Raw genomic sequence first — 13325 nt, forward strand, 5'->3', positions numbered from 1 at the left:
CGATGACAGAAACGACCACTGATACGGCAAGTACAGATCGATCGAATCCTGAATTGCCCATTGCAACGGTATCTTATACCGAGTGCTTAAATCGCTATGCTTTGCGGTTGTCTCAATTGAAAGCGACCAATGTTGTCGCACTCGATCCGTTAGTCAGCGAAACCATCTATTTCACCGATCCCTTTAATCGGTTGAAGGGCAAGGCAAACTTTATTGGCTTGATGAGCGAGATGTTTGCGCAGCTAAATGATGTGAGTTTTGAGGTGTTTGAAGCGCAAGTACAGGGACAAACCGGCTATCTCTACTGGCGTTTTTCTGCATCATCTTCGTTAACCGGGGCTTTTTCGACCGAAGGCACCAGTCGGGTCTGTTTTAATAATCAGGGCTTAGTGATCAGTCATCAGGATTTCTGGGATGCCAGTAGCTTGATCGAACAGTTTCCACTGCTTGGTCGACTTATTCGCTATATTCGTCAGCGTGGTGCTTATCAGGCGAAATAACATTCTGGCTTAAAGATATATCCTTGTTGCCAGTTTCGATCCGGACCGCTTTTATCGGGAAATCTCTATAGAGCCTGTTACGACAACGGCAGGATTTGATCTGCCTAACTATGTACGAAGTCGATGGTCTCTTTGCCTATCGAAGCAACATGAGATTGGTCCCTCATGCTGCTTGTCGAGTTTAAGGGTTGTTGTTAACTAGCTGATACAGCCCTACATCGATAGAACCCTCTTCAAATCCTCCCTCGCAATAGCACAGATAGTAATGCCATAACCGTCTAAACTGCTCATCATAACCGAGCTTTTCTAAAGCCTCTGTTTGCTGTTCAAAACTGGCTCGCCATTGGCGCAGGGTGCGGGCGTAATCCTTACCAAATAGCTGTTTATGCTGCAGACTGAAGCCATGTTCGGCGAACTTCTGTTCGAGTCGCTCGATACTTGGCAGCATTCCTCCAGGGAAGATATAGCGTTGAATAAAGTCCGCTTGCTTACGATAGCTGTCAAACCGCTGCTCTTCTATGCTGATCACCTGCAGTACGGCGACTCCACCGGGTTTGAGGCTGTTTTTCAAGGTGCTAAAGTAGGTATCCCAATACTGTTCTCCTACGGCTTCAAACATCTCAATGGAAACGACGCCATCGTATTGCTTCAGTAAGTCTCGGTAATCGGTCAGGCTGATATCGGCTTGCTCAGCGAGTCCTTTGTCTCTTAGTTGTTCACGACTCCATTGACGCTGCTCTTTAGACAGGGTGATACCGTGCAAGCGGGTATTATGATTTTCTAATAATTCGCTAGCAAAACCACCCCAACCACAGCCAATTTCGAGAATATGGTCGTTTTTAGCAGGTTTTAGGAGATTTAATATACGCTGGTATTTTGCCCGTTGTGCCTCTTCGAGGGACTGACTGTTAGATTCAAACAGTGCGGCAGAATAGGACATGGTGGGGTCCAGCCAGAGCTGGTAAAAGTCATTGCCTAAATCATAGTGGGCGGCGATATTACGACGGCTACCGCTGGGGCTGTTGTTATTGCGCCAATGATGGATATTATCAAAGAGTTGTTTGATAAAGCTGGCTTTTGATAAGCCTTCCAGTGTGGCTTCGTTTTGCAATGCCCAGCGTACCAACCCGGTAACATCTGGACTATCCCACTCACCGGCGATATAACCCTCAGACCAGCCGGTGATACCACCGCTAACGAGGCGTAACAGGCAGCGCAGAGAATTCAGTGTGACACTCACCTGTATCGCGTCATTTGGCTCAGATTCAGTTGCCGTTTTTGCTTTCGTTAAAGGCGTTAAGTGTCCAAAACTTTGTTGATAACCGCTGGGCATGGTCAAGTGCAAACGGCCACGGGTTTTACTCAGTGGTCCCTGAAGGCGTTTAAGTAGCTGTTGCTCCAGCCAGCGGGGTTTACGGGATCTGTACTGGTGTTGGGCAACCGATTTAACCTGTGCTTGGCCCGAGGTCGCGGTTTTATAGTGACAGGTTTTCATAGTGATGTTCTCCGTTGCGATCTGACCAGCTAATGCTGTAACTTTTGGTGGTATGACGCGGTTGTAGCTTCAGGCCTTTCAGCCACAGCCTGAGTGCTTCCCAATGTATCGCCCCGATGACTTTGAGGGTCATGAGAGGGTGGCTGAAAAACAGCATTATTAGGTCGCGGTCGGTGAGTTTTTGTCGTTGACCGCTAAAGGTTGCATTGAGTATTGGGGTGGCTTCTGTCGTTTGGCTACATTGTAAAATTGCGACGGTAACTCGTTCACCGGGCGGGCGAATGTTGAATTGGTAGGCGGTATCCATCGGCATAAAAGGGCTGACATACATCTGCTTTTGGCAGCCCTGGGTGACGGTTTTATGGTCGCGGTTTTCATTACTCAGTAAATAGCTGTGGCGCTGTCCAAAGGTGTTGCTGACTTCATAGATAATCACCTCAACCTCATTGTGCTGGTTGTAACAGAAGTAAACGCTCAGGGGGTTAAAGGTATACCCCATAATGCGGGGATAGCAGAGCAGTTCAATTCTGGCGCTTGCACTGCTGTAACCCCGTGCTGACAGCAGTTCGGTGATCTCACTGCGCAGTTGGCCATCGCCACGGCCATGATCTTTTTCATGAAAGGAAAATAAACCGAAGCGGTTAATGCCCATGAATTTTAATCGCTGTAATTGCGATAGTTCATCAAGATCGAGACACAGGGAGAACACACGGTAGGCAAAGCGATGCTGTTTGGGCGTGAACCGTTGGTGCACCACCGTGCCGGTGTAAATTGCTGATGCATACTCAGCCATTAGCGCTCTCCCTAATATCCGCTGTTGGATGATCACTTGATGCGGGTGTCGTGGCAAAAATGCGACTGTTCGGCTCGTCTAAATGCCAAGGGCGGGGGACGCCACCTAATTGTTCGGCAACGGCTAAACCGGATTGTAAGCCATCTTCATGAAAACCGTAGCCGAACCAGGCGCCACAGAACCAGGTGTTTTGCTGCCCCTGTAGGCTCCAGAGTTTTTGTTGATTGGCGAGCGAGTGGCGATCAAAGGCCGGATGATCATAGAAAAAGGTGCGGATCATCTTATCGGCGGCCGGCTCTTTGAGTGGGTTGAGCGACACGATCACCGGTTGTTCGGTTGCCAATGGTTGTAGGCAGTTCATCCAATAACTGATAGACACCTGACGGTCATCAGGGCCGCTACCGGTGGCCATGTAGTTCCAGCTCGACCAGACCTTGGGGTCACGGGGGAGCAAACTTTGGTCTAGGTGGAGATAAGCTTTGTTGCGTTGATAAGGGAAGCTGCTTAACAGTTGCTGCTCTGCTTCGCTCGGATTATCCAGCAAGGCGAGTGCTTGATCTGCATGGCAGGCTAACACCACATCATCATAGTGTTCTTGCGCGCCGTGTAGGTCTTCGATAATGACGCCATCAGGCTGGCGGATAACCTTATGAATACGGCTGTTGAGCTTTATGTTGCCCGCTAATGCGGCGGCGAGCTTGTTGACATAGCCAATACTGCCACCGGGAATGGTGCGCCATTGAGGGCGATCTTTGACCTGCAATAAGCCATGGTTTTTGCAGAATCGTAGGAAGCTGAGAGCGGGGTAGTCGAGCATCTGCTTGACCGGCGTCGACCAGATCGCCGCGCCCATGGGTAATAGATGGTCGTAAATAAAACGGTCGCCGTAGCCGTGCTGGGTTAATAACTCCCCCAAACTGATATTCGCTAACGAGGGGTCTTGCATCATGGTGTCGGTGTTGCGATAAAAACGCATTAAATCTTTGATCATGGACCAGAAAGAGGGACTGATGATATTGCGGGTCTGGGCAAAGAGGCCTGTTAAGCCGGAACCACTGTACTCGAGTTGGCCATCATCAATTGATACCGCAAAGGACATATCGGTTGCACAGGTGGAGACATCGATATGTTCAAAAAACTTAACCAAATTAGGGTAGTTCACCGGATTAAAGACAATAAAGCCGGTATCTACATCCACTCGGGTGCCGTTAAGATCAAAGTTAACGGTATTGGAATGTCCTCCTAAACGATCATCTTTTTCATATAGGGTTACCTGATGGGCTCTATTTAATAGCCATGCGCAACTGAGGCCAGAGATGCCTGAGCCAATAACGGCAATTTTTTTCGGGCGGATGGCGGTAATATTCATGTGAGCAGTCCATACTGTAATCTGTTTGCAGCACTTTACGTGTGGCAGCAGAAATAGGATCACCGTTGTTTTTATTGATATATCAACACGAGTCGATTGTTTTTAGCATTCGATTGATCCGCTTAACTCGGCAAGACGTATAGGAGGTATATGAATAAAAGACCACCGGGAGACGATGTGGATAACATCATACAACTGAAGCAAGCGGAGATGGCCAGCGCTGACTGGAGTAATCTGCTGGGTCACCTAGCGGTTAAGCCTGATAAGCGTTTATATGCACGCCTGTTTAGCCATTTTGCCCCTAAAGTGAAGGCCTATATTGTTCGTTTGGGGGTGGCGCTGGCAACAGCCGAAGAGCTAACCCAAGAAGTGATGTTGTCGGTGTGGCGCAAAGCGCACATGTATCACCCGGAAAAAGCGGCCGCGAGCACTTGGATCTTCACCCTCGCACGCAATCAAAGCATCGACTGGATGCGTAAACAGAAATACCCCCAATACAGTCTGGATGAGTGGAGCGAAACGGCTTCTGAGCCGGGTCAGGGCGAACAGAAAGTCCTGTCGGATCGTATCGCGGCCGCTATTAAGTTACTTCCTGAAAAACAGGCGCAGGTTATCTATATGTCTTATTTCGAAGGGCGGTCACATGGTGACATCGCCGGTCGTCTCGATATTCCCCTTGGCAGCGTCAAATCTAGAATCCGTTTGGCGTCAGAAAAACTTAAACAGATCTGGGGAGGTGATCAGTATGAACATTAATCACCATCTGGATGATGCAACCCTGATGAGCTATTGCGCTGGAAGCTTATCTCAGGGGATGGCGTTGGTGGTGGCATCTCATCTGGCGTTTTGTACTGCGTGTCGTGAACGTGCGGAGCTAAATGATGCGGTGGGTGGGGCGTTACTCGAATCCCTTGATGCAGAAACCATCGAGGATGATATGTTAGCTGCGATATTGGCGCAGATCGATGAGCCTGAGCCTAGCGTTAATGAGCCGCAACAGGAGGTGCCACGCGTCTGTGATCCTGAAATTCCCATGCCGTTAAACGAATATGTTAGCGGCCCTCTGGATGAGTTGCAGTGGAAAAGAATTGTTCCCGGTGTGGCGTATTACGATATGCCTTGGCAGGGACGAGGCGTGTCACGGTTATTGCGGATAGCACCGGGTAAGTCGATGTTAACTCATACCCACAACGGTAATGAGCTGACACTGGTCTTGCGCGGCTCGTTTTCAGATGAGGTAGGGCGTTTTTGTCGCGGTGACATTGCCGATTTGGATGACCAAATAGAACATCAACCGCTGGTGGACAGTGATGTGGATTGTATCTGTTTAATAGCGACCGATGCGCCGTTACGGTTCACTACCTTGTTTGGCAAGCTTGTGCAGCCGATGACCGGTTTTTAGGATGGTACAACTCAACCCTAATAAGCTTAATCTCAGCAAGTGGACCGCGATTAAGCCACAGCAGCGAGAAAAACATTTTTTGGTGACTGCGCTAATCAGGGATGATGACGGCGTGGTACAGCAATGTGTGTTAGAAGCGGTGCTAACCCATCGTGAGCAACGCATTCCCTGGCAGCAACTCCGCGACAGCGAACATTGGGCCCAAGGTTGGCGTTAAGTTATCCTAGCCTTTAAACAACTCTTTAGTTAAAACGCTGTTGTTACCCTTCAATATCATCGCTCGTATCGTCCTCCTTTTTAAGTGAGGGTGATGCGGGCGATCTCGATTCCCCCCTCTAAAAATCAGCGGTTGTTTCATCGGCGCAGCCTTGTGTTGCTTCAAACAGGCTTATTCCTTAGCAGAAAGGGCAGATAAAAAAGCTCTGACTAGATCGTCTATTGGCGGTGATATCCGTGTTGCTATATGATTGCGCGCCCGTTAGCGGGTAATATTAGCTATTCCGATGAGGGCCACATGCCGTTATCGGGATCAACGCCAAAAGCGTAAATATATAAATGGCCTCTTATCGAGACCGTTTGACTTAATATAATAATAGGAACAAGTATGAATACTAGTGCTGTGCAATTAACCCTATTGCAACGTTTAAGTAAGTTTTTTGTCACCCTGTTACAGCGTTACCTCCCCGATCCTTTTATCTTTGCCATCGTGTTAACCCTCTTGGTGTTTGTGTTGGTTATGCCAGCGACAAACCAAGGGCCGATGCAGGTTGTTGATGCTTGGGCGGGTGGTTTTTGGAAATTATTAACCTTTGCCATGCAGATGGCGATGGTGGTTGTTACCGGTCACGCAATGGCCAGTGCACCTGCGTTTAAAAGTAAATTAGCCATGTTGGCTGGCATTGCTAAAACGCCAGGCCAAGCCATTATTTTGGTCACCATGATTAGTGCTGCCGCCTGTTGGGTGAACTGGGGCTTTGGTCTTGTCGTGGGTGCTATTTTTGCTCGTGAGATCGCCGCGCGAGTTCAAGGTGTCGATTATCGTTTGTTAATCGCGTCTGCTTATAGCGGCTTTCTATTTTGGCATGCCGGTTTGTCAGGCTCTATTCCTTTGGCGGTTGCCAGTGGTACGAAGATTGAAACCGTCACCAATGGTGCGGTAACTGCGGCTATTCCAACCTCTGAAACCCTGTTCTCGACGATGAACCTAGTGATCTTAGCGGTAATGTTTATTACCATTCCGTTATTGAATCGTCTGATGCATCCTGCGCCACAGGATACGATGGTGATCGATCCAGCATTGCTGGCTGAGACCGCGGCGCCAGAAGCATTGCCAAACAAAGCGGATATGTCTCCAGCAGAACGTCTGGAAAACAGCCGTATCCTGTCTTTGTTATTGGGTGCGATGGGCTTTGCATACATTATTTATTATTTTATCAATAATGGTTTTGCGCTAAACCTAAATATCGTTAACTTCACCTTCTTGTTCTCGGCTATTTTGTTACATGGAACACCTAAGAGCCTGTTGAATTCAGTCTCTCAAGGCGCGAAAAACTGTGCCGGTATCCTGCTACAGTTTCCGTTCTATGCGGGTATTATGGGCATGATGACCGCCACCGGTGATTCTGGTGCCTCTTTGGCCGGTATTATTTCGGAAGCCTTTGTGTCTATCTCAAACGAAACGACTTTCCCGCTGTTCACGTTCCTGAGTGCCGGTATTGTTAACTTCTTCGTTCCTTCCGGTGGCGGCCAATGGGCTGTTCAGGCGCCAATTATGATGCCTGCCGGTGCGGCACTGGGTGTTGATGCGGCCAAAACGGCTATGGCGATTGCATGGGGTGATGCTTGGACTAACATGATTCAGCCTTTCTGGGCGCTGCCTGCCTTGGCGATTGCTGGTTTGGGGGCTAAAGATGTGATGGGTTATTGCATTATGGCCTTGCTAGGATCTGGTGTAATTATCTCGCTTGGTTTGCTGATTTTCTAAGCACAGGCATTTGATCGTTACAGACAAAAAAAACCAGCGCCTTGCTGGTTTTTTTCTTTCGCCAGGGCGTTAAAACCAATGACTATCGGCTTTAACGCCCGTTTCCCATCATCTATGTTGCCAGCGGTAATTCGTTTGTATTGGCTTGCTCCTTTAAACTGGCAAACGCCGTTAATGCGGCCTGCCGTGATTGCTTTAGATCGAGTATCGGGTGGGGATAGGTGCTACCCAGTACTATGCCTGCATCCTTAAGTACCTGCTCGGGGGCTTCCCAAGGGGTATGAATGTATCGACTGGGAAGTGTTTTTAATTCGGGGATATAGCGCCGGATATAGTCACCCTGGGCATCAAATTTCTGCCCCTGTAATACCGGATTAAAAATACGGAAGTAGGGTGCTGCATCGGTACCGCTCCCCGCGACCCATTGCCAGCTGGCACTGTTAGACGCTAAGTCGGCATCCACTAATGTATCCCAGAACCAGGTCGCACCAAGACGCCAATGCTGACGTTGATTTTTGACCAAGAACGATGCGACCAGCATGCGTACCCGGTTGTGCATATAGCCGGTTTGCCACAGCTCTCGCATACCCGCATCGATAATGGGAAAGCCTGTTAGCCCTTGTTGCCAATCACGACACTGCAGGGGCTGGTTTTTCCATGGAAAGCGATCGAAGCGTTGATTCAGATTTTCCTCGGTCATCTTTGGGTTGTGATACAGCTGGTAATAGGAAAATTCTCGCCAAGCAAGTTCTTTCATAAAGGTATCGAGGGCGTCCTCTAAACCGGGCTGATTGCCCTGTTGTTGGCTGTAATACCATATTTGACGAGGAGAGATCTGGCCCCATTGTAAGTAGGGCGAAAGAGTTGAGGTCGCTTCTAATGAGGGAAAATCTCGACCTCTTTGATAGTCCTGTAAGCGCTCGTCGGTAAATCGTTGCAGCCGTTGCCACGCCCCCTCTTCACTGATATTCCAGTGCTCGGTGAGTTTATTGGCCCAGTAGTGGGTTGGTTGTAACCCCAATTCATTCAGGGATAAGGGGGTCAGCTCAGTTACGGTATCAGGCGCTTGTTTGCTGGCGGGCAACGAGTCACAAAATAGCGTGTCAGAAAACAGCTGAAGTTCTGGGCGGGGCAGTGGCTCAGAGGGCGGCACGGCACTAAGACAGCCTTTACGGTAATACGGAGTAAATACCTTGTAAGGGTTGCCATCCGCTTTGCTAATGGTCCAAGGTTCCCACAGCAGTGAACCGTTGTAGCTGTATACCTCGACGCCGGTGCTTTTAAGCGCCTGCTTGATACGACTATCGCGAGGAATTGCATGGGGTGTGTAGCAGCGGTTCCAGTGAACCGCTTGAGCACCGGTTTGCTGGACCAAATGTAATAAGATGGCTAATGGGTCGCCTTTGAAAAAGCGCAGTTGGTCACTGAGTGCGTCATTAAGATGCGCAAGGCTATGGTGCAGCCAGCAACGGCTTGCCGCCCCGGGACGCCATTCTGTTTGGGTCGTATCCTCAATAAATACTGGGATAACCGTGCCCTGCTGAGCGGCATAATACAGCGCGGGGTTATCCGCTAATCTAAGATCGTGGCGCAGCCAAACGATAACGGTGTTCAAGCGGTCGCTCCTTATACTTGATTACGTAGACCGAGATGGGCCGGATAGGGTTCGAGATAACGTTGGGCGCGAATATAGTCGCTGCCGTTCTGGTTGATATAATGCGATAACAGGGTCATCGGCGTGATCAGGTTGACCTCTCCGAGTCGGTACTGCTCGAAGACTGTTAAAATCGCCTGTCGGGCGGTGCTATCAACGCTCTGCTTGAGATAACCCATTATATGTTGCATCACATTGCAGTGAGATCCACGGGAGGCAGGTTTGTTAATCGCCGTCATAAATTGATCGAAATAGCGGCTAATCAATGGCGCTAATGGCTCATTGTGAGCGACGGCGAGCATTTTGCCGAGTTCACGATAGGCGACTTGGTCGTGTGCCATCAGAAGGTATTTGTAACTGCTGTGAAACTGCAATAAATGGTGAAAGCTGGGTTGCTCGAGAACTTCTTTACGAAAATGGTGATGGGCAAATACTCGCATTACGAAGTTTTCCCGCAGCTGAGCATCGTTCAGCCGGCCATCTTCTTCAATCGGAAGGTTTGGATATTGATCCATGAGCGCGCGGGCAAACAGGCCGGCGCTGCGGTCCGTGTGCGGATGTCCCGATGCTTGATAAACCTTTACCCGTTCCATACCACAGCTGGGTGAGTCCTTTTTAAGGATAAAGCCATCGAGATCGTGACACCGTTGTAGCATTGGCTGGCAGGCGGCGGTGAGTTGTTCGGTAAGATCTTTGACGGGTGCATCATCGGCGGTCTTAGAGAAGATCAAGGTCGGCTTGGCTGGGTCGCCGATGAGTCGCATCGTTGGTCGAGGGATGCCGAAACCGGCGGCGACTTCAGGGCAAAATGTTTGATATTTAAAATGGCTGGCGAGTTGGTTACGACAGAGTCGTGACTGGCTATGGCCGCCATTAAAGCGTACTTCTTCACCCATAACACAGGCGCTAATGCCGACGGGGATTTCAGTGGTTTCGGAAATTGGGTTCATGCTCACTCCTTGGCTGTCAGCGTATTAGTATCTATACGTGATTAGCTTAGTTGTAGATCATTATTGAGGCGAAGCATTTTGTTGCTTAGGGTGGTCAAAAAATAGGCAATATAATTCTTGACTGGATTAGGCGGGGAGATATAATTACCTGAGTAATTGACTCGGGTATATAAGGCTTCTGTATTGCGTATCTGCTCTCTCTCACTCAGATTTCGCGTCCACCTTTATATACCTGACGATGTTCAACTGCTGTGGTCAATTTCTTCATCCGGCAAGACTGGGTTTTAATTGTCCTCTTTCAGGCCGCTGTATTAACAGCGGCCTTTTTTTGCTTTTTAAACGCCTGCTTACTTAGTTATTCTCTAGCGCTTTAGCCTGAATGGCCGTCAGTGCGATGGTGAATACGATATCATCGACCAATGCACCACGTGATAGATCATTAACGGGTTTGCGCATCCCTTGTAGCATCGGTCCAATACTGATGACGTTTGCGCTTCTTTGTACCGCTTTATAGGTGGTATTACCGGTGTTTAGATCGGGGAAGATAAACACCGTCGCATGGCCAGCCACCGAGCTATCCGGCGCTTTCGATTTGGCAACACTTTCCATCACCGCGGCATCATATTGCAGTGGCCCATCAATCAGTAAGTCCGGGCGTTTCTCCCGGGCAATACGGGTTGCTTCCCTAACTTTATCGACATCGGCGCCTTTACCGGAAATCCCGGTGGAATAACTAATCATCGCGACCCGGGGAGGAATACCGAAGGCGATAGCGGAATCTGCTGATTGGATGGCAATATCGGCCAGCTGCTCGGCGTTGGGGTCGGGGTTGATTGCACAGTCACCGTAAATCAGCACTTGCTCGGGCAGACACATAAAGAAGATCGACGAGACTAGGTTGCTGCCGGGAGCTGTTTTGATTAACTGCATCGGTGGGCGAAGCGTATTGGCGGTGGTATGTTCCGCGCCACTGACGAGCCCATCGACATGACCCATCTCTAGCATGAGGGTGCCGAGCACCACATTATCCTGCAACAGTTGTTTGGCTATAAAGTCAGACACCCCCCGTTTGCCCCTTAGCTCGACGAGTCGTTTAATATAGTCATTACGAATTAATTGCGGATCCATTATGGTGATTTTATCGTTCAGGATGACCCCCTGATTTTTGGCGATCTGAGCAATCTCTTTGGTATTACCAAGTAGTACGCAGCGGGCGATGCCCCGTTCGGCACAGATAGCTGCAGCTTTAACCGTGCGTGGCTCATTACCTTCCGGCAGGACAATTAATTTATCGGCTTGACGTGCTCGGTTGATCAATTGATAGCGGAACGCCGGTGGCGACAGGCGTCGTTGATAGTTGTCATCCACCATCGTGTTGAGCCAGTTGCGATCGATATAGGCGGCGGTGGCTTCTTTTATATCGCGGATGCGCTGATGATCATCGATTTGAGTGCGCTGGTTCATCTGTGTCATGGCCAGGGCGGTTTGCCAGCTATTCAGTTGAATGCTGAGTATCGGCAAGCCGGTTTTACAGGCCCCCGCACAGAGTTTGAGCACCGGGGCCGAGGGGGTGAAGCCACCGGTCAGGACCACGGCGGCTAACTCGATGCCATTCACGGCGGCCATGCAGGCGGCTATCACCATGTCATCCCGGTCGCCGGGGATAAAGACCAGTGAGCCTGGCTTAAACTCATCCACTGAATTAGTCACACTGCGGGCGCATAACGCAATACGTGCTGCCCGGCGGGAGGCTATATCGCCGGTATTGATTATCGTTGCGTTCAGGTATTGGGCGATATCTTTGATTCTCGGAGTGATCAGCTCCGGGTATCCAAGGGATACAGCCAAGCAGGCGAAATTGATCATTGAAAATGGTCGCATGCTCGCGGATCACCTCTTCGGTTAGGCTGTGAATGATGGTTTGGCCGGCATCGAGAAACGGCTGCATATGTCCATCACGATCAACGGGGGCACCCAGTTTGCTGAGCATGCAACCGACCAGTTGTTTGTTGTTAATGCCGCCATAAGCGCGGGCGGTAATATCGATATGATCCTGCAGGGCTTGAATACTGTCGCTGCCCGGTGTCGCCACTAAAATAACCTGAGCATCCAGCGCTTTGGCGATCTCTTGGTTAATGCGGGTGGCATAGGGCTGACTTTCGGTATGCACCATACCCTCGATAATCACCACTTCATTATCAACCGGTAGGTTTTGCTCATAACGGGCGACTAACTGCTCTAACAGTTGGTTGCCTTTATCTTGGCTAACTAATTGTTCGACATCGCGAATGGCGACCGGTTCTGCAATTGGCGCGCTACAGTCGCCTTGAAGCATGGCGATGGTGGAGTCGACTTTGTCACTGTCTTCTTGGCCGATGGGTTTGAAAAAGTGGACCTTTATGCCCTTTCGGTTCATCGCTTGAAACAGGCCCAGTACCGCGGTGGTGAGGCCTGCGCCTACCCCAGTAGGGGCTATTAGTAATGCTTGAGACATCAGCGTTCCTTAAGGTCGATAGCGATCTTGTAATTGTTCCCGGTGCTTTCACGGGAGTTGAATTGGATTGTAAAAAAGGAACCAGACTTAGAAGCGTTGTTTTTGACTGGTGTGGACAGAGATTCTACGGCGTTGTTAGCTCAATTTATAGGTTTTCATCACCGCTAAAGCCGGGCTAGATCAATATTATCTCGCTATTATTGTCGCGCATTGGTGGCAATTGCGGCTATCGATAGATAGCGATATAAGGTCTGTTGGAGCAGATTGAGTAGCGTTAAATGTTGTGCGTAATTTGATAATTAATAGTGGTTATCTATTAACGCTATAATATTCACTGCTGTTCTGAATACGAAACGGGCAATATCCCCTGAAAGGGGTAGGTGTATAAAATTGGTGATGATTGGATATTGTTTGAGTTTTATTGTTAGCCGTTAAATTGATGATTTATGTCATTAAAACAATAGATTAGAGTTGTTTTTCTTGGTTTTCGATAGGCTTCAAATATGCTCTCATAGTTCAGGCTATTCCCTGAAGTAACGCTTGTCTGTGTTAATTGAAGAACAGTGGCTCTTTCTATTTTCAAAAATGGGTGTTAAAAATAACGAACATCTATCCGCTAAGAGATAGATTCGTTATTCAGGCGTTGCGGCAAAATTAAGCAACCGGTTGTCCGTCAACAGGCGC

12 protein-coding genes are annotated in these 13325 nt (G+C 49.2%); 5 read left to right on the top strand and 7 right to left on the bottom strand.

Annotation, left to right across the window (positions count from 1 at the left end; translation table 11 throughout):
* The first annotated feature begins 2 nt into the window (after nucleotides 1-2).
* Nucleotides 3-500 (top strand): nuclear transport factor 2 family protein, encoded by a 498-nt coding sequence (locus ACN0T0_RS14405; RefSeq protein WP_417227251.1) that lies wholly within the window; start codon nucleotides 3-5, stop codon nucleotides 498-500.
* A gap of 181 nt (nucleotides 501-681) precedes the next feature.
* Here ACN0T0_RS14405 and ACN0T0_RS14410 read toward each other — a convergent pair whose 3' ends face one another.
* From ACN0T0_RS14410 to ACN0T0_RS14420, 3 genes are read right to left on the bottom strand one after another with little or no spacing between them, the layout of a single operon-like run.
* Complete coding sequence (locus tag ACN0T0_RS14410; protein ID WP_417227253.1) at nucleotides 682-1995, bottom strand: class I SAM-dependent methyltransferase; 1314 nt, start codon at nucleotides 1993-1995, stop codon at nucleotides 682-684.
* Nucleotides 1976-2788, bottom strand: coding sequence for a DUF1365 domain-containing protein (locus tag ACN0T0_RS14415; RefSeq protein WP_417227255.1), 813 nt, complete (start codon nucleotides 2786-2788; stop codon nucleotides 1976-1978). The genes ACN0T0_RS14410 and ACN0T0_RS14415 overlap by 20 nt, the downstream gene beginning before the upstream one ends.
* The gene (locus tag ACN0T0_RS14420) at nucleotides 2781-4157 is read right to left on the bottom strand and encodes an NAD(P)/FAD-dependent oxidoreductase (RefSeq protein WP_417227257.1); all 1377 of its coding nucleotides are present in this window, start codon (nucleotides 4155-4157) and stop codon (nucleotides 2781-2783) included. The genes ACN0T0_RS14415 and ACN0T0_RS14420 overlap by 8 nt, the downstream gene beginning before the upstream one ends.
* 150 nt (nucleotides 4158-4307) lie before the next feature.
* On the opposite strand from ACN0T0_RS14420, the gene ACN0T0_RS14425 reads away from it, so the two are divergent.
* The 4 genes from ACN0T0_RS14425 to ACN0T0_RS14440 all read left to right on the top strand — a co-directional run bounded on the left by ACN0T0_RS14425 (nucleotide 4308) and on the right by ACN0T0_RS14440 (nucleotide 7543).
* Entirely contained in the window at nucleotides 4308-4913 is a 606-nt protein-coding gene (locus ACN0T0_RS14425) for a sigma-70 family RNA polymerase sigma factor (protein WP_126159030.1), read from the top strand.
* On the top strand, nucleotides 4903-5559 hold the full coding sequence (locus ACN0T0_RS14430; RefSeq protein WP_417227259.1) for a ChrR family anti-sigma-E factor: 657 nt from the start codon (nucleotides 4903-4905) through the stop codon (nucleotides 5557-5559). Before ACN0T0_RS14425 ends, ACN0T0_RS14430 begins: the two co-directional genes overlap by 11 nt.
* A gap of 1 nt (nucleotide 5560) precedes the next feature.
* The gene (locus ACN0T0_RS14435; RefSeq protein WP_417227261.1) at nucleotides 5561-5776 is read left to right on the top strand and encodes a TIGR02450 family Trp-rich protein; all 216 of its coding nucleotides are present in this window, start codon (nucleotides 5561-5563) and stop codon (nucleotides 5774-5776) included.
* Nucleotides 5777-6163: 387 nt separating this feature from the next.
* The gene (locus tag ACN0T0_RS14440) at nucleotides 6164-7543 is read left to right on the top strand and encodes a short-chain fatty acid transporter (protein WP_417227263.1); all 1380 of its coding nucleotides are present in this window, start codon (nucleotides 6164-6166) and stop codon (nucleotides 7541-7543) included.
* 112 nt (nucleotides 7544-7655) lie between these two features.
* Here ACN0T0_RS14440 and ACN0T0_RS14445 read toward each other — a convergent pair whose 3' ends face one another.
* From ACN0T0_RS14445 to ACN0T0_RS14460, 4 genes are all read right to left on the bottom strand, one after another.
* Nucleotides 7656-9158 carry a cryptochrome/photolyase family protein gene (locus tag ACN0T0_RS14445; RefSeq protein WP_417227265.1) on the bottom strand — a complete coding sequence of 501 codons (1503 nt, stop codon included), beginning with the start codon at nucleotides 9156-9158 and terminating at the stop codon, nucleotides 7656-7658.
* Between the two features lie 11 nt (nucleotides 9159-9169).
* A complete protein-coding gene (locus ACN0T0_RS14450; RefSeq protein WP_417227267.1) occupies nucleotides 9170-10147 on the bottom strand; it encodes a YbgA family protein in 978 nt (325 codons plus the stop codon).
* 351 nt (nucleotides 10148-10498) lie between these two features.
* Entirely contained in the window at nucleotides 10499-11968 is a 1470-nt protein-coding gene (gene pta, locus ACN0T0_RS14455; protein ID WP_417227310.1) for a phosphate acetyltransferase, read from the bottom strand.
* Nucleotides 11850-12641: an AAA family ATPase gene (locus ACN0T0_RS14460; protein WP_417227269.1), complete on the bottom strand. Its 792-nt coding sequence runs from the start codon at nucleotides 12639-12641 to the stop codon at nucleotides 11850-11852. The genes pta and ACN0T0_RS14460 overlap by 119 nt, the downstream gene beginning before the upstream one ends.
* Nucleotides 12642-13325: the final 684 nt, after the last annotated feature.

The sequence above is a fragment of the Amphritea sp. genome (assembly GCF_048266285.1).
In the GTDB taxonomy this organism is placed as follows: domain Bacteria; phylum Pseudomonadota; class Gammaproteobacteria; order Pseudomonadales; family Balneatricaceae; genus Amphritea.

Excerpts from the sequence above, each read along its gene's own strand:
- ACN0T0_RS14405 (WP_417227251.1), top strand. The coding sequence starts at position 3 with ATGACAGAAACGACCACTGATACGGCAAGTACAGATCGATCGAATCCT.
- ACN0T0_RS14410 (WP_417227253.1), bottom strand. The coding sequence starts at position 1,995 with ATGAAAACCTGTCACTATAAAACCGCGACCTCGGGCCAAGCACAGGTT.
- ACN0T0_RS14415 (WP_417227255.1), bottom strand. The coding sequence starts at position 2,788 with ATGGCTGAGTATGCATCAGCAATTTACACCGGCACGGTGGTGCACCAA.
- ACN0T0_RS14420 (WP_417227257.1), bottom strand. The coding sequence starts at position 4,157 with ATGAATATTACCGCCATCCGCCCGAAAAAAATTGCCGTTATTGGCTCA.
- ACN0T0_RS14425 (WP_126159030.1), top strand. The coding sequence starts at position 4,308 with ATGAATAAAAGACCACCGGGAGACGATGTGGATAACATCATACAACTG.
- ACN0T0_RS14430 (WP_417227259.1), top strand. The coding sequence starts at position 4,903 with ATGAACATTAATCACCATCTGGATGATGCAACCCTGATGAGCTATTGC.
- ACN0T0_RS14435 (WP_417227261.1), top strand. The coding sequence starts at position 5,561 with ATGGTACAACTCAACCCTAATAAGCTTAATCTCAGCAAGTGGACCGCG.
- ACN0T0_RS14440 (WP_417227263.1), top strand. The coding sequence starts at position 6,164 with ATGAATACTAGTGCTGTGCAATTAACCCTATTGCAACGTTTAAGTAAG.
- ACN0T0_RS14450 (WP_417227267.1), bottom strand. The coding sequence starts at position 10,147 with ATGAACCCAATTTCCGAAACCACTGAAATCCCCGTCGGCATTAGCGCC.
- ACN0T0_RS14460 (WP_417227269.1), bottom strand. The coding sequence starts at position 12,641 with ATGTCTCAAGCATTACTAATAGCCCCTACTGGGGTAGGCGCAGGCCTC.